The organism is Nocardia sp. CC201C (assembly GCF_030010695.1).
In the GTDB taxonomy this organism is placed as follows: domain Bacteria; phylum Actinomycetota; class Actinomycetes; order Mycobacteriales; family Mycobacteriaceae; genus Nocardia; species Nocardia otitidiscaviarum.
Map to the genome: position 1 here is coordinate 1 of NZ_JASCXP010000072.1, position 22,203 is coordinate 22,203.

Consider the following 22,203-nt stretch of genomic DNA (forward strand, 5'->3'; position numbering starts at 1 on the left):
CATCTCATCGGGCCGCCCCCGAGGATGAACGGCGTACCCCTCGGCCAACTCCAGCAGCCAGTCACGCAGCCGCGCCACGGCAACCCAGTCACCCGCACCATCCGCCGCGGCCGCGCAATCGGAATCGAGGTGCGCGAGCGCGGCGTGCTCCAGCTCGGTCAGCGCCGCCGCGGGCAGCAGGGACTCGGTGAGCCCCGCACCCGCGAAAGCCGCCTCCGCCCATACCGAGTCGGCCGGTTCGGCGACCGACATGAAGTCGTCGACCACGCGATACGGGCGAGACCCGGTTTCCCCGGATTCGGCGCGCACCGGCTGGGTCCATGCCGCATCGGCCTCGCAGAGTTCCGGCGCCGCGCTCCCCGCCCCCACCGCATCCGCTTGCCCGGTCCCAGCACGGTCGATTCGCCCGGTGCCAGCGACTTCGCTCCCCACCCCATCGACCCGGGACGCATCGACGAGTCCGTCATGGGTGTGCGGGACGTCGGCGTGCACTGCGTCGGCGCGCGCGATGCCGGTCGGCGCGGCCGCGGTCGATGTCGTCGCCGCTCCCGATTCCGATGCGGCGGTACCCGTATCGGTCGGCGCCGTTGCCGTGGCGGCCGTGTCTGCGGTCGTCGCGATTGCCGTGTCGGTCGTAGCCGTGCTCGCCGACGTCGCAACCACCTGCGTCGCGTCCACCGAGTCCACTGTGGTCAGGACGCGTGTGTCGCCGACGTCGGTGAGTACGGTGCGGTCCAGCATGGCCACCGCGGCGTGTGCGCGGTGGTGGCCGTGGGTGATCGGTGGGTGGTGGTCGGGTTCCGGTGGGCCGGGGGTGGTTTCGGGGAGGTCGTCGAAGTCGTTGGGGCCGAAGAGGTTCGGGGGCAGATGGTGCAGGCCGTAGGAGCGTTCGCCGACCAGCAGTGCCGCGCGCACGATGGGGTAGAGGTCGAACAGGAGGGGCAGCAGGGCGGCGACGATGTCCTCGCCGTCCGGGTGCTGGTCGGCCAGTCCGGCCAGCAGCGGTCGCAGGCCGCCGCGGTAGTGGTGGATGCGCAGTCCGGGATGATTCCACTGCCATTCCGCGAGGAAGTCCAGCAGGGCCGCAGCATCGTCGGCCGGGTAGGGGCCGCGGGGCTCGTCGGCGCGGTCGTGGATCACGAAGGTGCGGAAGATGTTCTCCGGTTCCCCGGAACCGATGGTCACCAGCAGATCCGTGGCGGTCCCCGCCTCCGGCGCGGTGACCGAGACGAACAGGTCACCGGCGGTGGGTGCGGGCAGCCCACCCAGCGCGTCGGCATCCAGCACGGTGTGGATCGGATGGCCCGTATGCTCCCGGTGCAACTGGAGTTCGGCCTGGCGGCGCAGCGCCGTGAAGGTGGGCGCGGGCACCCCCGTCACCGCCCCGTCCGACGCGGCCAGCCGATCCACCGTCGTGATGCCCGCATCCCGCAACTGCGCCCGCACCGCCGGTCGCATCCCGGCCACCAGCAGCAGATCCCGCCGCGCCTCCAATTCGGCCGTGCAGGTGGTGCACTGCCCGCAGGCGAGGAACCGCCGATCGCCCCACTGCACCGGCAGCAACTCGTTCAGCTTGGCGTCGAGGATCAACGTCAACCGCGCCCGCCGCGCCCGGTACACGACGGCGATATCGGCCAGGGTGTGCGTGCTCGCCGCCCCGCCGAGCCAGAGCCTGGTATGCGGCGCGGGCCGGAAGCCGGTGCGCTGCAACGCATCCGCACAGGCGGCATGTTCCAGCAGGGTGCCGATTCGCGTTCGGCGGCTGGCGACCCCGGCGGTCAGATAGTCGTGTGCTTCGGGAGCGCCGTCGCGCAGCAGGAAGTCGCACCCGACAGCGAAGTCCCCCTCGAACAGCACCGGATGCGCGACCACCTCGGCATCCGCCCGCAGCGCCGCCACGGTGGCCTCGTGCGCGGCGGCGAGCGCCGCGACAATCCGTCCCGGGTCCGCATGCCCGGCCGCCGGATGGCGAAGCGCCGCCGTCGGCCCACCACCCTCGAACGTCATCCGGTGGTCGTACTCCGTGCGGATGCGCACCAGGCCGCTGCCGTAGCGATCGCGCAGGTCCGCGAGGCGGTGCTCGCGCTCGGCGTCCGCCGGGCGCGGCAGGACGCCCGGTGCGCGGTACTCCACCGGCCCCAGCAGCCCCAGTTCGGCGTCGAGCGCGCGCAGCAGCGCGAACTCGCAGCGCGCCGCCTCCACCAGGTCACCGGTGCTGCACACGACACGATCACCGAACAGAATCAAGCGCGGCCCTCCTGTGCCTTTCTCGCCGACACCCGCACCCGGTCCACGCACCCTTGCGTGCCGAGTCGCGCAACAGCGTAGTAAGTGGAAGCGGACCGGTGTGTTACGAGGTAGCGGCCGTTTCACCCCCCGCCCCGCCCCCTTCCATCCCCCGTCGGCAACCGCTCCCGGGCGACGTTGCGCGACAACACGACTCGTCCCCCCGCCCCGCCTCACCCCCGCGGCCGCCCCGCCCACAACGCCGCAACCCCGCCCACCACGTCGGCGTGTCGCACCTCGCGCGTCCCCGCGCTTGCCGCGAGCGGGAATCCGTGGCGGCATCGTGCGAGCAGGCCCCGCCACCAGTCCCCCCTCGATGGTGAATGCCTCTGGAAGGATTGGCGCCGTGCCGTACTTCGTGGGACCCGGGGGCGATTGCACTACCGGCACCGGGACCCGCGCCCTGCTGGTGTGGCCCGCGCCCTGCTGGTGTGGCCCGCGCCCTGCTGGTGCGGATCGCGCCCCCCTGGTGCGGCCCGCGTTCCGACTGTGCCGCCCGCGCTTCGACTGTGCCGCGCTCCGAACACCGCGAACCGCAGGGATTTTCGATCCGGGCGGTCGGCTTACTGGCGATGGGGGTTAGTTTGTACGACGTGCCACTCTTCGAATTCGAGGGAAAGCGGCCGGTGGTCGATCCGACCGCCTTCGTCGCGCCCACGGCGAGCCTCATCGGTGATGTGCGGGTCGAGGCGGGAGCCTCCATTTGGTACGGCGCGGTGCTGCGCGGGGACTGCGGCCCGATCATCGTGCGGGAGCGGGCGAACGTGCAGGACAATGCGGTCGTGCACGCCCCGCCGGAGGTGACCGTGGAGATCGGGGCGGGCGCGACCATCGCGCACAGCGTGGTGTTCCACGGCGCGACGGTGGGAGCGGAATCCATTGTCGGCAACGGCACCACCGTGCTGGATATGGCGACGATCGGCGCGGGGTCCATGATCGCCGCCCACTCGCTGGTCGCTCCGGGGACCGAGATTCCCGACGGTGTGCTCGCCGCCGGGTCGCCCGCGCAGGTCAAGCGGCCCATCGCGGGTACCGCCGCCGAAGGCTGGGTCAAGCTCAATCCGTCCTACTACGCGGAGCTGGCGCAGCGGCACCGCACCGGTGTCACCGAGGTCGCCGCCGACTGAGCGCCGTCACCGTGCGGCCTCCGCCGGGCATCCTGGCCATCCTCACCTCCCCGGCCGCGGCCCGCGCAGCAACTCCACGACCTCCTCGTCGGTGAGCTGATGGAAATCCTCGTAGGCTCCGCCGACCCCGCCGAGGTGGCGTGGCACCAGCGGGCAGACCACGTCGTCGGCGCGGGCACGGATGCGGTGCAGCGCCTCGGCGGACGACACCGGCACGGCCACGATCAGGCGGCGTGGACCGTGCAGTCCGGCGATCTCGCAGGCCACGGCCACCGTGGCGCCGGTCGCCATACCGTCGTCGACGATCACGACCACCCGGTCCCGCAACGGCAGGGGTGGAACGGCGCCGCGCAGCAGTTCACGGCGGCGCTCCAGTTCCGCGCGCTCGGCCCGCTCGACCTCGGCGATCTGCGCGTCGGTGACACCGGTGTGCCGCACCACGTCGTCATTGAGAACCCGCACCCCGTCCTCGCCGATCGCGCCCATGGCCAGCTCGGGCTGCCACGGCACCCCGAGCTTGCGGACCAGCAGCACATCGAGGTCTCCGCCGATCTCGTCGCGCACGGCGGCGGCCACCGGGACCCCGCCCCGGGGCAGCCCCAGCACCAGCGGATTCATCGCGCGCAGGTGCCGAAGCGATCCACCCAGCGCGCGACCGGCGGCGACTCGATCCGGATAGATCATCGCCCCCAGTCTAGGCGTGCTCCCCGCCACCAGCAGGATTCCCGGTGACCGAACGGAATCGGCTCGGGCCGACGCGGGCCCGGCTCACCGGGTAAGCCGAATGCCGCGCAGCGATCGACCGGGTGCCGTGCCGTCAGCGCGGCGGGCGGCGCGGATCGTGAGTAGTCGGCGCGAATCCGCGCGACCCGAAGCCCCCCGTACCACCCGCCATGGTCGCCACCGTTGCCCGCGAAGTGCCGTCATCGGTCGGCGACGGCTCCCAGCGGGTACCCATATCGAGCAGATTGACGAAGGGAGCACCCGGCACGGGTTCGGGAACCGGCGACGCGGACCGCTGGGTTGGTCTGTGGGCTTGACAGGCACGGTTGGCCGGGGCGGGTGCGGGGGCAGGTCGGCTGGTTCGGCGGGTGAGTCGTCGGCATGCGGGGGCGGGCGGCTCCGTGTGCCGAGGCGGGACGGGCACCCGGGATTCGGGGGCGGTGGCGAATGCGGGTTCAGTCGGTGCCGATGGTGAATCTGCGCAGCGACAGGCTCGGGTTGGTGGCGCGCACGCTCTCCAGGTATTCCAGGTCGATGCGGGCCGTGGCGATGCCCGCGTGCTCGCCGAGTTCGGCGACCACGCCGCCGGTGGGGTCGACGATCATGGAGGACCCCGCGCCCTTGGGCGCGCACTGGTCGGCGGCGGCCACGTACACGGTGTTCTCGATGGCGCGGGCGCGCAGCAGGGTGGTCCACTGATCGACCTTGCCCGGTCCGGGAATCCACTGCGCGGGCAGCAGCAGCACCTGCGCCCCGGCTTCGGCGATGCGTCGACAGCCCTCGGGGAAACGCAGGTCGAAGCAGGTTTGCATACCGAACACCACACCGTCGACGGTGAAGGTCTGCGGCGGGTCGAGCGGCCCGGGCAGCACCACCTCGGACTCGCGGAACCCGAAGGCGTCATAGAGGTGCACCTTGCGGTAGATCGCGGCGAACCCCGCCGCGGGCGTGGCGGCGACCAGGGTGTTGAAGATGCGGTCGGCAGGCAGGTCACCGCCCGGCGCCTCCGCCACGCCCGCCACCAGGTGCACCCCGAATTCCGCTGCGATACCCCGTAATCCGCTCACGAACGGTCCGGTCAGCGGCTCCGCTATCGCCACCACCCGCTCATCCAGCCGCTTCACCGAGTACATGGAGTACTCGGGCGCGACCACGAGCTTGGCCCCCAGCTCCGCCGCCGCCCGCACCTCCTCCCGCAGCGCCGCGAGATTGGCCTCGACATCGGTGCCGGGTCCGAATTGGATCACCGCGATATCCACGGTGGTCCCGGCGGGGGATTCGTCGGCCGGGTGCACGGCGGTGGCCGGTTCGTGGGCGAAGGCGCTCATGCACACAGAAGTACCCGATTCCGGCGTCCGGCGACACCGGGAACATACGCGCGACACCGGCTCGACGCCCCGAAAGGTCGCTGCTGAACCCACCCGCGGCATTGGTGGCGCGTCGGGGCGTCCGCGGCGGCGGTGAAACACCGCGGCGTCTACGGACGGCCGGACGTGATGCTGTGGCGTGCAGGCGCTGCGGGATGCCGTGGTGTAGAGGCTGCGGTGTGGCGTGATGTCTGGGTGTGGACGGGCGGCGAGGGCCAACATCGCACTCAGCGCCGTGGAGGTGCCCGCCAGGCCGACACCTCGTCACGTGCGGGCTGAGGTGTGGCCGGATGCCGCGCGGGCCGCAGTGCGTGGAATGTCAGGGCGTGTCCGAGCGTCGTGGCGGGCTGCCGCGAGAGGTGCGGGCGGCGGGGTGGTGGATGCTGCGGTGTGCTCGGGTGCGGCGGGTCGGCGGGGCGGCTGGGGTGGGGATTCGGGGTGGTGGTGGAAACGGCTGCCGGGGCTGGGGATTCGGGTGGTACCGGGGTATGCGATGCCGACCGTTCGGTTACCTGGGTCTCACCCGGTCGGCCCGATGGTCGGGGCGACCACTGCCAAGCAGTAAACTTGCGGCCAATGAGCACCTCACCGGCCGACAGCGTTTCGATCGACGACGAGAGGGACGCGACCGGCCCGTCCTTCGCCGATCTGGGCATCGATGACCGCATTCTGCGGGCCATCGCCGATGTCGGCTACGAGTCGCCGTCGCCCATCCAGGCGGCGACCATCCCGCCGCTGCTCGACGGCGCGGACGTGGTGGGGCTCGCGCAGACCGGCACCGGCAAGACCGCCGCGTTCGCGATTCCGATCCTCATGGGCCTGCAAGTCTCCGGCAAATCGCCGCGGGCGCTGGTCCTGGCCCCGACCCGCGAACTGGCCATCCAGGTGGCCGAGGCGTTCGAGCGCTACTCCGCGCACATGCCCGACCTGCATGTGCTGCCCATCTACGGCGGTCAGAACTACGCCGTCCAGCTGTCCGGGCTACGTCGCGGCGCGCAGGTCGTGGTCGGCACGCCCGGTCGCGTGATCGACCATCTGGAACGCGGCACCCTGGACCTGACCCAACTCCAGTACCTCGTGCTCGACGAGGCCGACGAGATGCTGAAGATGGGCTTCCAGGACGACGTGGAGCGCATCCTGCGCGACACGCCCGAGTCCAAGCAGGTGGCGCTGTTCTCGGCGACCATGCCGACCGCCATCCGCAAGATCTCCAAGCAGTACCTGCACGACCCGGTGGAGATCACGGTCAAGGCCAAGACGGCCACCAACACCAACATCTCCCAGCGCTGGGTGCAGGTGTCCTATCAGCGCAAGCTCGACGCGCTGACCCGCATCCTCGAGGTCGAGCCCTTCGAGGCCATGATCATCTTCGTGCGCACCAAGCAGGCCACCGAGGAGCTGGCCGAGAAGCTGCGCGCCCGCGGGTATTCCGCCGCCGCCATCAACGGCGACATCGTGCAGGCGCAGCGTGAGCGCACCATCGGACAGCTGAAGTCCGGCGCGCTCGACATCCTCGTCGCCACCGACGTCGCCGCCCGCGGCCTCGACGTGGAGCGCATCTCGCACGTCGTCAACTACGACATCCCGCACGACACCGAGTCCTACGTGCACCGCATCGGCCGCACCGGCCGCGCCGGGCGCAGCGGTGAGGCGCTGCTGTTCGTCGCGCCGCGCGAACGCCGCCTGCTCGACTCCATCGAACGCGCCACCCGCCAGCCGCTCACCGAGATGCAGCTGCCCAGCGTGGAGGATGTGAACACGCAGCGCGTCGCCAAGTTCGGCGACATGATCACCGAGAACCTGTCCGCGGCGAACCTGGCGCTGTTCCGCAAACTCATCGAGGACTACGAGCGCGAGCACAACATCCCGCTGGTGGATATCGCCGCCGCGCTGGCCGTCGGCTCGCACGACGGCGACAACTTCTTCATGGAACCCGATCCGGAGCCCGAACGCCGCCCCCGCGAACGCGGCTCCCGCTCCTTCGAGGGTGACCGTCCGCGCCGCGAAGGCCCGTCCCGCCACCGCGCGACCGGTGCCGAAATGGCCACCTACCGCATCTCGGTCGGCAAGCGCCACAAGGTGGTGCCCGGCGCCATCGTCGGCGCCATCGCCAACGAGGGCGGCCTGCGCCGCAGCGACTTCGGCCACATCAGCATCCGACCCGACCACAGCCTGGTCGAACTCCCCGCCGACCTGTCCTCGGAGACCCTGGACGCCCTGCGCCGCACCCGCATCAGCGGCCAGCTCATCCAACTCCAGCTCGACTCCGGCCCGCCCGGGCACCGGCCGCTGAGCCGCACCCCCCGCCGCGACGGCGGCAAGCGCTTCGACCGCCGCAAACCCCGCGCCTGAGCTGGGTTCGATTTGCCCTCCGCTGCGCTCCGGGCGGATTCGCTGTGTTCGATTTGCCCTCCGCTGCGCTCCGGGCGGATTCGCGGCGCTGGAGGTCCCGGTTCTTCCCTCCCTCCGCTCCCCCGCTTCGCTCCTCCGCTCCGGTCAGTCCAGAACCGGGACGCGCCGCGAATCGGCGGGTGACTGGTCAACGGCTGGTCGCGAGCACTCGCGCTGGCGGTCAGCGCCCGATACCCGGCAGACCGCACCGCCCGACCATCCACCGCCCTCACTGGGGGCGAGGGGGATCTGTGGCGGCATGGTGCGAGAGCGGTCCGCCACCAGTTCCCCCTCGGCGAAAGAGTGTGCGCCGCGGGGGCGGCCGTAGGCGCGGCTGAGCGGAACGGTCCCGTATGGGATCGCGGGTCGGGCGCGCGGACATGGCGGTCGCACGGGCCGTGGGGATCCACCGGGCCGTGCATCGCGCAACCGGTGGGTGGGCTGGTTCGAGTGCACTCCGTGACGCCGACAGAAACCGCTGGTAGTGGCGGTGGGCGTGGGTGGCGGCGCAGCCCACCGGTACGGCGCGAGTCTGCCGGTTCGGGCGGGCTCGGGTGGTGTGGGGTGATGCCGTAGCGGGCGAACCCGCAGGGTTGTGGCGGGCTCGGATGCCGGGTTCGGCTGGGGCCGTGGTCAGTTCGGCGCGGGGGTGTCGGCCGGGGCTGCGGGGGCGGGTTGTTCGGGGGCGCCCGCTGAGCCGGAGTCGGCGGGGGGCGGGGCGGGAGTGGCCGGGTCGGCAGGGGTTTCCGGGGCCGGGGGCGGGAGGTCGGGGACGGTGAAGAGGCCGACGGAGGGGGTGACCACGCAGCGGGCGCCGGGGTAGTCGATGGTGCCCCAGAGGGAGGCAATGATGTTGCCGGGGCCGGAGTCGACGGTCTTGGAGAGGCTGGGGAGGTTGTACTCGGAGACGTCGTCGAGCATGTTGATCCCGCTGCGGCCGTTGTTCACGTTCAGCCAGACCACGCTGAGTCCGGAGGCCAGCGGCATGCCGGAGTGCTGGGCGACGGCCTGGAAGCGGATGGTGCCGGGGGCGGCGCCGAGGCTGTCGGGGGTGCCACCCGCGATGGCGGAGGCCGCGGTCAGGCTGAGCGGCATAGTGGTGCCGCAGCCGATGGTGGGTGCCATGTAGGCGAACGGCGCGAACGCCACATTGCCCAGCTTGGCGGCGGTGATGAGCTGTGCGGCCTTGGCAGTGGAGCGCACCGCGGCCTCGGCGTCGGCATTGCCGTCGGCGGTGTCGGTGAGCTGCTGGATGGCCGCGGCGACGGGTGAGGGCTGCGGCTCCGCGGGTTCGGCGTGGGCGACTGCGGTCGTGCCTAGCGCCACCGTGGCCGCGATGGCGGTCGCGGACGCGGCGCGGCGGAGGGTCCTGCCGTTCACTCGTATTGCTCCTCGAGATTTCGATGGGCGCGGCCACCGGATGCCTTTCCGGGGCGCGCTGATCCCTCCGCAAATTACCAGCCGGGTGCCCGGCGTGGGGGATGAGCCCGCGCCGCCGGTGTGATGCGAGTGACAGACCGACCATTACCCAGTGGTAGCTTTGAGACACCCACTTGGCCGTGTCTTTTAAGACCGAGACGCGGAACACATACGGCGACCGCCTGGAGACGCGATGAAGCTAGCTCTCTCACCCGATGAGGTGACATTCCGGGACGAACTGCGCGAGTTCTACCGGACCAAGATCCCGGCCGAGATCCGCGACCGCGTGAAGTACGGCCGCGAACTCTCCCGCGAGGACATCGTCACCACCCATCGGATCCTCAACGAGCACGGTCTCGCGGTGCCGAAGTGGCCGGTGCAGTGGGGCGGGCAGGACTGGTCGCCCATGCAGCTGCACATCTGGGAGGACGAGATGCAGCTGGCCTCGGTCCCCGAACCGCTCACCTTCAACGCCCAGATGATCGGCCCGGTGATCGCCCAGTTCGGCTCCGAGGAGCTCAAGCAGCGCTTCCTGCCGCCGACCGCCAATCTCGACATCTGGTGGTGCCAGGGCTTCTCCGAACCCGACGCCGGTTCCGATCTGGCCTCGCTGCGCACCACCGCCGTGCGCGACGGCGACTCCTACATCGTCAACGGCCAGAAGATCTGGACCACGCTGGCGCAGTACGCCGACTGGATCTTCTGCCTGGTGCGCACCGACCCGAACGCCAAGAAGCAGGCGGGTATCTCGATGCTGCTGTTCGATGTGAACACCCCGGGCGTCACCATCCGCCCGATCAAGCTCATCGACGGCCACCACGAGGTGAACGAGGTCTTCTTCGAGAACGTCCGGGTGCCCGCCGATCAGCTGGTCGGCGAGGAGAACATGGGCTGGACCTACGCGAAGTTCCTGCTCGGCAACGAGCGCACCGGCATCACCGGCGTCGGCCGCACCAAGGTCAAGCTGGGTTTGGCGAAAGAGTATGCGGCCCAGACCAAGTCGGGTGGCGGCACGCTCATGGACGATCCGGTCTTCGCCGCCCGGGTCGCCGAACTGGAGAACGAACTGCTGGCGCTGGAGCTGACCCTCATGCGCGTGGTCTCCCAGCCGCTGGACGGCAAGCCGAATCCGGCGTCGTCGGTGCTGAAGCTGCGCGGCACCGAATTGCAGCAGGCCGCCACCGAACTGCTCATGGATATCGCCGGACCCGACGCGCTGCCGGTGCACGCCGCCGACATCGCCTCCCCGGAGTGGGCGCAGATCACCGGGCCCACCTACCTCAACTACCGCAAGACCAGCATCTACGGAGGGTCGAACGAGGTGCAGCGCACCATCATCGCCTCCACCATCCTCGGACTGTGAGGCGCCGCCATGGATTTCGAACTCACCGATGAACAGATCATGCTGCGCGACACGGTGCGCGAGGTGCTGGCGCGCACCTACGACCCGGAGTCGCGGCTGAAGATCACCGACACCGATCTCGGCTGGAGCCGCGACGTGTGGGGGCAGCTCGCCGAATTGGGCGTGCTGGGACTGGCTTTCAGTGAAGCGGACGGCGGTATGGACGCGGGCCCCGTCGAGACCATGGTGGTGCTCGAGGAGATCGGCCGCTGCCTCGCGCCCGAACCGCTGCTGGACGCGGTGCTGCTGCCCGGGTCGCTGGTGGCGAGTGTGGGCACCGTCGAACAGCGGCAGCGGGTGCTGCCCGAGGTGGTCGGCGGACAGCGGCTGCTGGCCTTCGCGCACGAGGAGCCCGGGCTGCGGTGGCCGTCCGCGGAGCTGTCCACCACCGCTGTGGCACAGGGGGATTCGTATGTGCTGACCGGTGTGAAGAACCCGGTTCCGCACGGCGATTGCGCCGACACCCTGGTGGTCAGCGCGGCGCTGCCCGACGGCGGCACCGGACTGTTCCTGGTCGCCGCGGATACGGTGGCGCGCAAACCCTTCCGCACCTTCGACGGCCGGCGCGGCGCACAGCTCGAATTCGATTCCACCCCCGCCGAAGTGCTCGGCACCGGCGGTGACGCCCGGCCCGCCATCGACGCGGCGCTGGTTCGGGCGCAGGCCGCCCTGTGTGCGGAATCCCTGGGCGCGATGGCGGAATCGCTGCGACTCACCACCGAATACCTGAAGACGCGCAAGCAGTTCGGGGTCACGCTGTCGAAGTTCCAGACCCTGTCGCAGCGGGCCGCGGATATGTACGTCTCGCTGGAACTGGCCCGCAGCATGAGCTACTACGCCACCGCCGCCCTCGCCGACGGCACCGTGGATCCGGTGATCGCTTCCCGCGCCCGCCTCCAGGTCGCGCGCGGGGCGCGGCACATCGGCCAGGAGGCCGTGCAGATGCACGGCGGCATCGGCATCACCACCGAATACCCGGTCAGCCACTACGTCGCCCGCCTGACCGCCATCGGCCGCACCCTCGGCGGCGACCTGGAACACCTCCGGGTCCTCACCGACCGCGTCGCCGATTACGGTCTGGTCGAAATCTGACCGGATTCCTCGCGAACGCCGGTGGCCCCTCCGAAATCGGAGGGGCCACAGTCATTTCCGCCGGACTTCCGCGCCCGCACCGCCGGCCCGCGACGCGCCCCGTCCCTACCGCCGAGCGGGAACTGGTGGCGGACCGCCCTCCGTCCGATGCCGCCATGGATTCCCGCTCGCCCGGAGCGGATCCCTTCCGGGATCGCGGAGGTCGGTCGCGTGCGCCGCCGCACGCCCGCCGGCCGGGGATGGTCCGGGGGCTACTCCCCGCTCTCTTCGTCCGGGAAGGTCGGAACCACGGTGGTGGGCGGATCCTCGGTGGTGGTCGGCGGCTCTTCGATGGGAGGTCGGGTGAGCGTCTCGGTGCGCTCGGTGGTGCTGGGGGTGGGGCGGGTCGTGCGCGGGGTGGTCGGGCGGGTGGTGCGGGTGGTGGTCTCGGTGTCGGAGTACTCGCGGTCCTCCTCGCGCTCGACCGCGACGGTGGTGGTCGTGGTCGTGGTGCGGCGCGGGGGGCGGTCGGCGGCGACGCGCCAGGTGGGGGAGGGCGGGATGACGATGACCGGGGTGGTGGTGGTGCTGGAGCGGGCGTAGCCGGTGGGCGCGGCTTGGAGATCGGCGTTGAGGGGAGGGGGCGCGACGTAGGTGTCTTCGCCGTCGAGGCCGCAGGAGCCGATGAGGACGAGGCCGAGGGAGACCGCTCCGGCGGCGGCGACCGCGCCCATCATGGGGGCGGGCAGTCGTCGCGAGCGGTGCTCGTCGTGATCGTCCGCGCGGCCGTTGCTGCCGTCCATCGGTGAGCTCTCCTCATTCATCTCGAGTGGGGCTCACCCTAACGGAGGCCGCCCGCCGAGGCCACGCGGGCGGTCGGTTCGAATCCCGTCCCGCGCGGTGGGTTCCGCTGTCACAAGATAATCTCAAACAGCAGCAATTCACATATCGAATTGGTCAACTCTGCGTGTTGCGCGTCCGTGTCGCATGGACATTCCGTTGCCTGCCCGTAATGTGTGACCAAAGTTACATGTGAGACGCCCGGAATTAGCTGAGGGACGCGCGCAGGTTCACGAAGTCGTGAGCGCCGAACTCGGGGGCGTCATCTAGGAGTAGATGATGGGAGCTTCCTCGACATCCCCGCTGCGCACGGCCGCGCAGCCCGTGGAATCTCCGGATTCCGCGGCGGACCGGCCGCGGCGGATGACCGAGATCCTGGCCCGGGCGCTCGCCTGGTTCATATTCCTCGGCGGCCTGGTGGGCGCCGGATTCGGAATCGCCGGACTACATGTCGAAATCACCGTCGCCGGATTGATTCTGGCGTGCACCGCGGGTTTGGTGCTGTTACGGCTACGCGCGGACTTCAGCCGCGGATAACCCATTCGAACGCCTGCGCTTTCGAGCGCGCACCCTCGACCGTCCGGGACCGATTGGGCTCGCCGAGTTCGGTCAGCAATGCTTCGGACGTCCGCACCAGCTCACCGAGCACCGCCGGGGTGAACCAGTCCGGCCGGGTCGCGAACAGCAGATCCTCACTCGAGGTGTTGCCGCTCGCCCCCGGCGCGAACGGGCACCCGCCCAGCCCACCGAGCGACCCGTCCACCACATCGGCCCCGGCCGCGGCCGCCGCCAGGGAGTTCGCCACGCCCAGGCCCCAGGTGTCGTGGCCGTGGAAGACGATGCGCCGCTGTGGATCGCGGGCGCGCACGCCCGCGACCAGGGCGGCCACCTGCTCGGGATGCGCTTGGCCGAGCGTATCGGCGAGCACGATGTCGTCCGCGCCCGCGGTGCGCGGATCCGCGGCGATGGCCAGTACCCGCTCGGGATCCACCGGCCCGCCGAACGGACAGGTGAAAGCCGTGGCGAGACAGAGTTGAATCCGCCCGCCCACCGCGCGCGCCAGTTCGATGGCGGCGGGCATGGCGGCCACACTGTCCTCCGTCGCACGGCCGATATTGGCCCGGTTGTGGGCATCGGAGACCGAGAAGCAGTACTGGAAATTGCGCGCCCCCGCAGCGGCGGCCTTCTCCACATGCCGCGGAGTGGCGACCCAGAGCCAGCACCGCCGCAACTCCTCCGGACGCAGCGCGGCCACCACCTCCAGGCTGTTGGCCATGGGCGGCACCAGGTCCGGCCGGGCAAGGGAGCCGATCTCCAACTCCGGCACACCGAGTGCGAGCAGCCGCCGCACGAGCTCCACCTTGTGTTCGGTGGAAAGGACTTTGCCGGTGAGTTGCAGACCGTCGCGCAGGGTCACATCACGCAGCAGGGGCACCGCGCCGTCGTGCCGGTTCATCGGTCCGCCTCCAGCGCCTCGATCTCGTCGTCGGTCATGCCGAGCAGGCCCGACAGCACCTCGCGGGTGTGTTCACCCAGATCGGGGCCGACCGACCGGATGGGCAGCGACGCACCGCCGATCACGGGCACAATGCCGGTGAAGCCGACCTCCTTGGGTTCGGGCTCGCCCACGTCCACGCGGAAGGGTTGGATCATATTGCGCGCCTTCAACTGTTCGTCGGCGACCAGGTCGGCGGCGGTGTAGATGGGCCCGCACGGGATTGCCGCCTCCTCGAGCACCTTCAGCGCCTCGTCGCGAGTGTGTCGGCGCGTCCACTCGGCGATGGCGGCGTCGAGGCGTTCGCGATGCCGCCAGCGTCCCGCATTGTCCTGTAGTTCCGGGTCGGCGGCGAGGTCCGGACGGTCGATGACCCGCATATAGCGCTGGAAGATGGCGTCCCCGTTGCCGCCGATGATGATGCTGGTGCCGTCGGCGCACGGGTAGGCATTGCTCGGCGCGATGCCCTCCATGCGCCCGCCGACACGTTCGCGTGTGATGCCGTAGGCGAGATAGTCCGGCACCAGCGATTCCATCACCGACAGGATCGACTCGTTGAGCGCGACGTCGATGATGCGCTGCTCCATGGGCACCCGATCCACCCGCTCGCGCTGGAACAGCGCCATCACGGTGCCGAAGGCCGCGTAGATGCCCGCGATGGAATCGCCGATGGAGACGCCCACACGCACCGGCGGGCGATCCGGATCACCGACGAGTTCGCGCAGACCGCCCACCGCCTCGGCGACGGCGGCGAAACCCGGGCGCTGCGCGAGCGGACCGGTCTGCCCGTAGGCCGAGATCCGCGTGATCACCAGCTTCGGATTGGCCGCCGACAGCACCTCCGGTCCCAGCCCCCACTTCTCCAGCATGCCGGGCCGGAAGTTCTCCAGCAGCACATCGCACCGCTCGATGAGCTCGAGCACGATCCGCCGCCCCGCCTCGGTGCGCAGATCCAGCGTGATGGACTTCTTGTTCCGGTTGACGGTCCGGTACAGCATCGAGGTATCGCCGCCGTACAGCCGCCAATTCCGCAGCTCGTCTCCGGTTTTGGGGCGCTCGACCTTGATCACCTCGGCCCCGAAGTCCCCGAGGATCCGCCCGGCGGTCGGCGCCGCGACGTAGTTTCCCAATTCCAGCACCCGCACCCCGTCGAGCGGTCGAATCTCCATCGTCACACCGTGAACTCTAGAGCCGCCGACTGCGTGCCCGCCCCGGGTCGGGCCGATGCTGCGATTGTCGGACGCCGGGCAACACTCGAGTGCGGGTTGCCCGCGCGCGGCGGACCGGGGGCTAGCCGACCTGTTCGCGTAGGTAGGCCAGGTCGTCGGCGACGCCTTCGGCCGGGGTTTCCAGCACGATCGGTGCGTCCACGGCCTTGCACACCTCCACCAGGAGTTGCGGGTCGATGGTGCCGTCGGCGAGGTTGGCGTGCCGGTCGGCTCCGGAGTCGAAGGCGTCGCGGGAGGAGTTGAGGTGTACCAGGTCGATGCGGCCGGTGATGGCCTTGATCCGGTCCACGATGCCGAGCAGTTCCTCACCGCCGGCCCAGGCGTGGCAGGTGTCCAGGCAGAAGCCCGCGTCGTAGTCGCCGACGGCCTCCCACAGCCGCGCGATATTGTCGAAATGCCGGGCCATGGCATGATTGCCGCCCGCGGTGTTCTCGATGAGGATCGGCACGGCGAAGCCGCCCTTGTCCTCTTGGCGCTGGAACAGTTTGCGCCAGTTCACGATCCCCTCGGCCATCTCGGCATCGGAGCGCACGTGGCCGCCGTGCACCACCAGCCCGAACGCGCCGAGTTCCGCCGCCGCCTTCGCCTGCTGCGCCACCGCGTTGCGCGACGGCATGCGTAGCCGGTTGTTCACGCTGGCCACATTGATCTGGTACGAGGAGTGCACCACCACCTCGATCGGGCTGGCCTTGATCTCATCGGTGCGCGGATGCGGTGTCGGCTTTTCCCAGCTCTGCGGGTCAACCACGAACATCTGGATGACATCGGCCCCCAGCTTCTCCCCGAAGCCGATGGGGTCGCTGTCCATCCGCACGTGTGCTCCTAGACGCATGGTGGTCAGCGTATCGACCCCCACCGACAACCATGCCAAGCGATCCATAACTGTTGCGTAAGCGGCCCGACGGAAGATAAGTCCGTAGACCTACACGGCCCCACAGCTGGATTCGGGTGGTAAACAATGATGCGGCACACGCCGCGAACCCGCCCCGGAGCGCAGCGGAGGGGGCGAATTGAACACGGAAGTGGGATTAGCCATGCTGTCCAGCGGTGACGTTTTCGCCGGCTATGTCATCGAGCGCCAGCTGGGCCGCGGCGGCATGGGCTCGGTGTACCTGGCCAAACATCCGCGCCTGCCCCGGCTGACCGCGCTCAAGCTGCTGAACCGGGACATGGTGTTCGACAAGGAGATCCGCACCCGCTTCGAGCGCGAGGCCGATCTGGTCGCCCAGCTCGACCACCCCAATATCGTCACCGTCTACGACCGGGGCATGGAGGACGGTCAGCTGTGGATCTCCATGCAGTACATCGACGGCCCGGACGCGGCCAGCGTGGACGCCCGGACGCTGCCCCCGGAGCGGGCCGTGCAGATCGTGGCCGAGACCGCCGACGCGCTCGACTACGCGCACCGCAACGGCGTCCTGCACCGTGATGTGAAACCGGCGAACATCATGCTCGCCCGCGCCATCGGCGGTAGGGGCGAGCGGGTCTACCTCACCGACTTCGGCATCGCCCGGCTCCGCGACGACACCGGCCACCTCACCCAGACCGGAACCTTCACCGCGACCCTGGCCTATGCCTCCCCGGAACAGCTGACCGGCTCGGCGCTGGACGGCCGCTCCGATCAGTACTCCCTCGCGTGCAGCCTGTTCTGGCTGCTCACCGGTGCGGGACCGTTCGCGGCCACCAATCCCGCCGCCGTCATCCAGGGCCATTTGCAGAATCCGCCGCCGCCGCTGAGCACCGCGCGCCCCGGTCTGCCGCCCGCCCTGGACGTGGTGCTGCACAAGGCCATGGCCAAGCGTCCCGACGAGCGCTTCGACAGCTGCGCCGAGTTCGCCGCCGCCGCCCGCCGCGCCCTGGCATCGCCGGGCGCGTCCGCCGTGCCGCTGTCGAATCCGAACACCGCCCCGCCGCAGCTGCTCCAGCAGTTGCGGCCGCCCACGCAACCGCCCACCGCGACGGCAGCGCCCACGCCGTACCAGCAGACCGGCACCGCGCCCACCGCGTACCAGCAGCCCGGCACCGCGCACACACCGTTCCAGCAGCCCGGCACCACCGCGGGCACGCTGACCCCGCCGGCGCAGCCGAATTACACCGCGCCCCGCCAGGCCAACCAGTACACGCAGCCGGGGTACACCCCGCCGCCCTCCTTCCCCGCGCAGCAGTTCGCGGGTAGCGGGGCGCCGCCATCGGGACCGCCGCCTCAGGGCTTCCACGGGCATCCGCCGCCGGGCAAGTCCAATGCCGGGTTGATCATCGCCGCTATCGTGGGTGTGGTCCTGCTGCTGGTCGTCGCCGTGGTGGTGATCGTCGCGGCGAGCGACAGCGGCACGACCACCACCTCGGGCGGCACCACGACCACGACCGCGGCGACCACCACGGTGGTGGCCGACCGGCCGGTCGACGCACAGTCCCTGATCGCCGAATTCCCGAACATGGTGCCCGCCACCGCCTCCGCCGATGTGGGCTACAACGGGGCCAGCTGCTACCTGGCCGATCCGAACAGCCCGCCGGACAAGACCGAGGGCGAACCCGACTTCAAGACGTGGGCGGTGCAGTGGCGCTGCTTCGGCGGCGCCGACAACGCCGACCCGTTCTACCGTCTCTACGCCTACGCCACGGCGGCCGAGGCGCAGGCCGTGGTCGCCGCGCTGGCGCCGGACCAGCGGACCACCGACACCAACGGTGGCAAGACCTACACCAACTACCAGTTCGGTGGCGACCGGCCGCGCATGGTCACGGTGTTCACCGGTGACGACAACCGCACCCAGTACCTCATGTACACCGACGGCATCGTGGGCACATTGGACGAGGTGCTGACCTGGTGGCGGTCGGCCCCCCTGAACTGACGGCTTGCGCGAAAGCCCGCGATTCACCCGTTGTCGTGGGCTTTTGTGAATTTCCTGAGGGTGCGTGTTTCCGGGTGTTCCCCGATGGCGTCAGGTCGCGATCCTCGACACACTGGACACCATGACTTCAGACGCCTCGGCTTCCGTCGCCCTCGACAAGTCGGCCCCCGCCTCGGTCGCCGCCCGCGCGACCGATCTGGTGAAGCTCTACGGTTCCGGTGATACGCAGGTCAAGGCGCTCGACGGAGTGTCCGCGGAGTTCGCCAGGGGGGAATTCACAGCCATCATGGGCCCGTCCGGTTCGGGCAAGTCCACCCTCATGCACTGCCTGGCCGGTCTCGACTCGGCCACGGCGGGCACCGTGCACATCGGTGACACCGACCTCACCACGCTGTCCGACAAGCAGATGACCAGTCTGCGCCGCGACCGTATCGGCTTCGTCTTCCAGGCGTTCAACCTGGTGCCCACCCTCACCGCGATGGAGAACATCACCCTGCCCCTGGATATCGCGGGCCGCAAGGGCGATGAGGAGTGGATCGCCACGGTGGTCAAACGTCTCGGCCTCACCGATCGCCTCGGGCATCGGCCCGCCGAGCTGTCGGGCGGCCAGCAGCAGCGCGTGGCGTGTGCCCGCGCGCTGGCGGGCAAGCCGGACATCATCTTCGGCGACGAGCCGACCGGCAACCTGGATTCGCACTCCTCGGGTGAGGTGCTGTCGATCCTGCGGGCGGCGGTGGACGAATTCGATCAGACCGTCGTGATCGTCACCCACGATCCGCGCACCGCCTCCTTCGCCGACCGCGTCGTATTCCTGGCCGACGGCCGGATCGTCGACGAATTGCGCGACCCCACCGCCGATTCCGTCCTCGACAAGATCAAGTCCCTGGAGACGATCTGATGTCCGGAAGCCCCATGCGCAAGGTCGCCTTGCGCAATCTCGCCGCGCACAAGGTGCGCCTGGTGCTCACCGTGCTGTCGGTGGTGCTCGGGACCGCCTTCATCGCGGGATCGTTCGTCTTCACCGACACCCTGCAGCGCACCTTCGACAATATCTTCGCCAACCAGGCCAGGGGCGTGGATGTCCGGATCAGCCCGGAGGAGCAGCAGTCCATCGGGGTACCGCTCACCCTGGTCGACAAGGTCACCGCCATGGATGGTGTGCGCACCGTGGCTCCGGGCGCCAACGGCCCGGTCACCCTGCTGAAGGACGGCAAGGTCGTCCAGACCGGCGGCGCGCCGACCATCGGCGAGGCGTACCTGCCGCCGGAGCGTGCGGTGGCCGAACCACAGCGGTTCGTCGACGGCGGACCGCCCTCCGAACCCGGGCAGGTCGCCATCAACCAGGGCGGTGCGGACCGGGCCGGACTCCGGGTCGGCGATCCGGTCACGGTGGTCACACCCGCGAAAGGCAATGTGGCCGCCACCATCTCGGGTATCTACCAGCTCGACGGCGGCGGTGCGACCGGCGGCTTCATCGGCCTGCAATTCGACTACGACGAGGCCATGCGGCTGTTCACCGACGGCAAGCACGTCGCCTACCTGGACATCGCGGCACGACCCGGAACCGACCCGGACCAATTGCGCTCCGAAATCGTCACGGCCTTACCCGACTACAAAGTGCAGAGCGGTGACGAGGTCCGCGAGGACATGAAACAGCAGCTCGGTGACGCGCTCAAGTTCATCAACTACTTCCTGCTCGCCTTCGGCGCCATCGCACTGATCGTCGGTACCTTCATCATCTACAACACCTTCTCCATGCTCGTCGCCCAGCGGCTGCGGGAACTGGCGCTGCTGCGCGCGGTGGGCGCGAGCCGCGGACAGGTGGGCCGCTCGGTGGTCGGGGAGGCGCTGATCGTCGGATTGGTCGGCAGCGCACTGGGTCTCGCCGCCGGTATCGGTCTGGCCTACGGCCTCGCGGCGCTGCTCAACGCCTTCGACCTGGGGCTGCCCACCGGGGCCATGGCCGTGCTGCCGCGCACCGTGGCGGTGGCGCTGGTGCTCGGCGTGGTCGTGACCGTGGTGAGCGCCTACGCGCCCGCCAGTCGCGCCGCCCGGGTGCCACCGGTGGAGGCCATGCGGGAGGAGTTCGCCTCGCACTCCGAATCGCTGCGGCTGCGCACCATCGCCGGTGCGGTACTGGCCGTGATCGGTGTGGCGCTGGTGGTGCTGGGCGCGCAGAACACCGGCGGCAATGCCGCCGCCACCGTCGGAATCGGCGCGGCCGCACTGATTCTCGCGGTGCTGTTCGCTTCGCCCGCGCTGTCGCGCCCGGTGCTGGCCGGGCTCGGTGTGCTGGTGCGACCGTTCGGTCCCGTCGGCCGGATGGCGCGCAACAACGCCATCCGCAATCCGCGCCGCACCGCCGCCACCGCCTTCGCGCTCACCCTGGGACTCATGCTGGTGTCGGCCATCGGCATGCTCGGCGCCTCGGCCAAGGCCAGCGTCGGGGAGCTCGTGGACAAGGGAGTGCAGGCCGACTACATGCTGTCGGGTCCGCCCGGCGCCCTCATCGGCGTTCCACTGCAGGCCACCGACGAGGTGAAGGCGGTGCCCGGTGTCGAGGAAGCGGTGGCCTTCCATGGTCTCGCCCTGAAGGTCGGCGGTGACCAGGTCTTCGGCACGGTGCCGGAGGGGCCGTTGGACCGCGTGCTGTCCTACGAGATCCAGCAGGGCAGCGATTCCCTCGGGGACAACCAGATTCTGGCCTCGGAAACCCTTGCCTCCGACAATGGTTGGCAGGTCGGGCAGACCGTCGAGGTAGCCGGCGTGGACGGCAAGAAGTACCAGGTCGAGGTGGCGGGCATCTACGCGGACACCCAGCTGCTGCAAGCCCTGGTGGCTCCCATGTCGCTCTACGAGCAGACGGTGCCGACCAGCTTCCGGAGCAGTTTCATGGTGGCGGTCGATGCCGCGCCGGGCACCGACCTCGCCACGCTGCGCACCGATCTGGAGCAGGCCACCGAGAAGTACGGCAATGTCCAGGTGATGGACCGCGAGGACTTCAAGGGCGTGCAGGGGCGTCAGATCGACACCATGCTGGCCATCCTTTACGGGCTGCTGGCCCTGGCGGTGGTGATCGCCATTCTCGGCATCGTCAACACCCTGGCGCTGTCGGTGGTGGAACGCCGCCGCGAGATCGGCATGCTGCGCGCGGTGGGCATGCAGCGACCGCAGGTGCGGCGCTCCATCTACCTGGAGTCCATGCTGATCGCCATCTTCGGTGCTGTGGTCGGCGTCATCCTCGGCCTGGGTCTCGGCATCGGATTCCTGCGCACCCTGCAGGATCTCGGCCTCGGGACCATCGCGGTGCCGTGGGGGCAGATCGTGGGCATGCTCATCGCCTCGGGCGTGGTCGGCGTGCTGGCGGCGCTGTGGCCCGCGGTGCGCGCGGCCCGCACCCCACCGCTGGCGGCCATCGCGGATCTGTAAGCGGTTCCGCGCGAATGCCTTCCGCCCCCGCGCGATCGGCGCGGGGGCGGTGGCGTGAGAGGAATATTCGGGTGGCGCGCTGGGCGCCGGTGCAGGCGAGCAGGTGCCGGAAGTGACGTGCGGGTGGGCCGTCGGCGATGTCAGGCCAGGGCCACGATGACGATCACCGCGATGACCGCGATGATCACCGCCGCGACGATACCGAGGATGATACCGGTGTTGGAACCGGAACCCTGGTGGGGCGGACCGTAGTTCGTGGGCGGATTCTGATATCCGTACGGCTGGGGCGGGGTGCCCTGCGGGGTGAACGGCGCGGACTGCGCGTAGGGAGCCGGGCGGGGCATGGACTGGCTCGGATTGAACGCCGACGGCGGATTCGGCTGTCCCGGTAGCGGATTGAGCGGGGCCGACTGTGGGTTGTGCGGCGCGGCCTGCGGCTTCGGCGCGCCCGCCTGCGGGTTGTACGGCGTGGATTGCGGTCCGACCTGCCCTGCCTGCGGGCTGTGCGGGGCGGATTGCGGTCCGACCTGCCCTGCCTGCGGGTTGAAGGGGACGGATTGCGGGTTCGGCTGGCC

The 22,203-nt window shown here is 70.1% G+C and carries 15 protein-coding genes and 2 pseudogenes; 8 read left to right on the plus strand and 9 right to left on the minus strand.

Features of this window, described 5'->3' with window-relative positions:
* Positions 1–2,247 (minus strand): annotated as a pseudogene (locus QK444_RS10805) (hypothetical protein); the annotation flags it as partial.
* Positions 2,248–2,879: 632 nt separating this feature from the next.
* Here QK444_RS10805 and QK444_RS10810 point away from each other — a divergent pair.
* Entirely contained in the window at positions 2,880–3,413 is a 534-nt protein-coding gene (locus tag QK444_RS10810; RefSeq protein ID WP_282779428.1) for a gamma carbonic anhydrase family protein, read from the plus strand.
* 42 nt (positions 3,414–3,455) lie between these two features.
* On the opposite strand, the gene QK444_RS10815 is transcribed toward QK444_RS10810, so the two are convergent.
* Both QK444_RS10815 and QK444_RS10820 read right to left on the minus strand, forming a co-directional pair.
* Positions 3,456–4,097 carry a phosphoribosyltransferase family protein gene (locus QK444_RS10815; protein ID WP_282779430.1) on the minus strand — a complete coding sequence of 214 codons (642 nt, stop codon included), beginning with the start codon at positions 4,095–4,097 and terminating at the stop codon, positions 3,456–3,458.
* 494 nt (positions 4,098–4,591) lie between these two features.
* Positions 4,592–5,464, minus strand: a complete 873-nt coding sequence (locus QK444_RS10820) for a carbon-nitrogen hydrolase family protein (protein ID WP_282779432.1) — start codon at positions 5,462–5,464, stop codon at positions 4,592–4,594.
* Between the two features lie 615 nt (positions 5,465–6,079).
* On the opposite strand from QK444_RS10820, the gene QK444_RS10825 reads away from it, so the two are divergent.
* Positions 6,080–7,855, plus strand: a complete 1,776-nt coding sequence (locus QK444_RS10825; RefSeq protein ID WP_282779433.1) for a DEAD/DEAH box helicase — start codon at positions 6,080–6,082, stop codon at positions 7,853–7,855.
* A 672-nt stretch (positions 7,856–8,527) separates the two neighbouring features.
* On the opposite strand, the gene QK444_RS10830 is transcribed toward QK444_RS10825, so the two are convergent.
* Positions 8,528–9,274: a hypothetical protein gene (locus QK444_RS10830; protein ID WP_282779435.1), complete on the minus strand. Its 747-nt coding sequence runs from the start codon at positions 9,272–9,274 to the stop codon at positions 8,528–8,530.
* A gap of 232 nt (positions 9,275–9,506) precedes the next feature.
* Here QK444_RS10830 and QK444_RS10835 point away from each other — a divergent pair, with 232 nt between their 5' ends.
* On the plus strand, positions 9,507–10,676 hold the full coding sequence (locus QK444_RS10835; protein WP_143979591.1) for an acyl-CoA dehydrogenase family protein: 1,170 nt from the start codon (positions 9,507–9,509) through the stop codon (positions 10,674–10,676).
* A 9-nt stretch (positions 10,677–10,685) separates the two neighbouring features.
* The gene (locus QK444_RS10840; RefSeq protein WP_282779436.1) at positions 10,686–11,807 is read left to right on the plus strand and encodes an acyl-CoA dehydrogenase family protein; all 1,122 of its coding nucleotides are present in this window, start codon (positions 10,686–10,688) and stop codon (positions 11,805–11,807) included.
* 251 nt (positions 11,808–12,058) lie between these two features.
* Here the strand turns inward: QK444_RS10840 and QK444_RS10845 are convergent, their stop codons facing one another.
* The gene (locus tag QK444_RS10845; RefSeq protein ID WP_282779438.1) at positions 12,059–12,589 is read right to left on the minus strand and encodes a hypothetical protein; all 531 of its coding nucleotides are present in this window, start codon (positions 12,587–12,589) and stop codon (positions 12,059–12,061) included.
* A 313-nt stretch (positions 12,590–12,902) separates the two neighbouring features.
* Between QK444_RS10845 and QK444_RS10850 the strand changes: the two genes are divergently transcribed.
* Positions 12,903–13,163, plus strand: coding sequence for a hypothetical protein (locus QK444_RS10850; RefSeq protein WP_282779440.1), 261 nt, complete (start codon positions 12,903–12,905; stop codon positions 13,161–13,163).
* On the opposite strand, the gene QK444_RS10855 is transcribed toward QK444_RS10850, so the two are convergent.
* The 3 genes from QK444_RS10855 to QK444_RS10865 form a co-directional block, all read right to left on the minus strand.
* Positions 13,150–14,082, minus strand: a complete 933-nt coding sequence (locus QK444_RS10855; RefSeq protein ID WP_282779442.1) for a hydroxymethylglutaryl-CoA lyase — start codon at positions 14,080–14,082, stop codon at positions 13,150–13,152. The genes QK444_RS10850 and QK444_RS10855 overlap by 14 nt on opposite strands.
* Positions 14,079–15,290, minus strand: a complete 1,212-nt coding sequence (locus QK444_RS10860) for a CaiB/BaiF CoA-transferase family protein (RefSeq protein ID WP_282779449.1) — start codon at positions 15,288–15,290, stop codon at positions 14,079–14,081. The genes QK444_RS10855 and QK444_RS10860 overlap by 4 nt, the downstream gene beginning before the upstream one ends.
* Positions 15,291–15,411: 121 nt before the next feature.
* Positions 15,412–16,182 carry a deoxyribonuclease IV gene (locus tag QK444_RS10865; protein WP_282779444.1) on the minus strand — a complete coding sequence of 257 codons (771 nt, stop codon included), beginning with the start codon at positions 16,180–16,182 and terminating at the stop codon, positions 15,412–15,414.
* A 202-nt stretch (positions 16,183–16,384) separates the two neighbouring features.
* Here QK444_RS10865 and QK444_RS10870 point away from each other — a divergent pair, with 202 nt between their 5' ends.
* The 3 genes from QK444_RS10870 (at position 16,385) to QK444_RS10880 (ending at position 21,628) form a co-directional block, all read left to right on the plus strand.
* On the plus strand, positions 16,385–18,199 hold the full coding sequence (locus tag QK444_RS10870) for a serine/threonine-protein kinase (protein ID WP_282779451.1): 1,815 nt from the start codon (positions 16,385–16,387) through the stop codon (positions 18,197–18,199).
* A 121-nt stretch (positions 18,200–18,320) separates the two neighbouring features.
* Positions 18,321–19,097, plus strand: a complete 777-nt coding sequence (locus QK444_RS10875; RefSeq protein ID WP_029931541.1) for an ABC transporter ATP-binding protein — start codon at positions 18,321–18,323, stop codon at positions 19,095–19,097.
* Positions 19,097–21,628, plus strand: coding sequence for an FtsX-like permease family protein (locus tag QK444_RS10880; protein WP_282779447.1), 2,532 nt, complete (start codon positions 19,097–19,099; stop codon positions 21,626–21,628). Before QK444_RS10875 ends, QK444_RS10880 begins: the two co-directional genes overlap by 1 nt.
* A gap of 140 nt (positions 21,629–21,768) precedes the next feature.
* Here the strand turns inward: QK444_RS10880 and QK444_RS10885 are convergent.
* Positions 21,769–22,203, minus strand: a pseudogene (locus QK444_RS10885) (hypothetical protein); the annotation flags it as partial.

What these genes read in the sequence shown, in the direction of transcription:
- QK444_RS10815 (WP_282779430.1), bottom strand. Translation starts at nt 4,097, where the DNA reads ATGATCTATCCGGATCGAGTCGCCGCCGGTCGCGCGCTGGGTGGATCG.
- QK444_RS10820 (WP_282779432.1), bottom strand. Translation starts at nt 5,464, where the DNA reads ATGAGCGCCTTCGCCCACGAACCGGCCACCGCCGTGCACCCGGCCGAC.
- QK444_RS10825 (WP_282779433.1), top strand. Translation starts at nt 6,080, where the DNA reads ATGAGCACCTCACCGGCCGACAGCGTTTCGATCGACGACGAGAGGGAC.
- QK444_RS10835 (WP_143979591.1), top strand. Translation starts at nt 9,507, where the DNA reads ATGAAGCTAGCTCTCTCACCCGATGAGGTGACATTCCGGGACGAACTG.
- QK444_RS10840 (WP_282779436.1), top strand. Translation starts at nt 10,686, where the DNA reads ATGGATTTCGAACTCACCGATGAACAGATCATGCTGCGCGACACGGTG.
- QK444_RS10845 (WP_282779438.1), bottom strand. Translation starts at nt 12,589, where the DNA reads ATGGACGGCAGCAACGGCCGCGCGGACGATCACGACGAGCACCGCTCG.
- QK444_RS10850 (WP_282779440.1), top strand. Translation starts at nt 12,903, where the DNA reads ATGATGGGAGCTTCCTCGACATCCCCGCTGCGCACGGCCGCGCAGCCC.
- QK444_RS10855 (WP_282779442.1), bottom strand. Translation starts at nt 14,082, where the DNA reads ATGAACCGGCACGACGGCGCGGTGCCCCTGCTGCGTGATGTGACCCTG.
- QK444_RS10860 (WP_282779449.1), bottom strand. Translation starts at nt 15,290, where the DNA reads ATGGAGATTCGACCGCTCGACGGGGTGCGGGTGCTGGAATTGGGAAAC.
- QK444_RS10865 (WP_282779444.1), bottom strand. Translation starts at nt 16,182, where the DNA reads ATGCGTCTAGGAGCACACGTGCGGATGGACAGCGACCCCATCGGCTTC.
- QK444_RS10870 (WP_282779451.1), top strand. Translation starts at nt 16,385, where the DNA reads ATGCTGTCCAGCGGTGACGTTTTCGCCGGCTATGTCATCGAGCGCCAG.
- QK444_RS10875 (WP_029931541.1), top strand. Translation starts at nt 18,321, where the DNA reads ATGACTTCAGACGCCTCGGCTTCCGTCGCCCTCGACAAGTCGGCCCCC.
- QK444_RS10880 (WP_282779447.1), top strand. Translation starts at nt 19,097, where the DNA reads ATGTCCGGAAGCCCCATGCGCAAGGTCGCCTTGCGCAATCTCGCCGCG.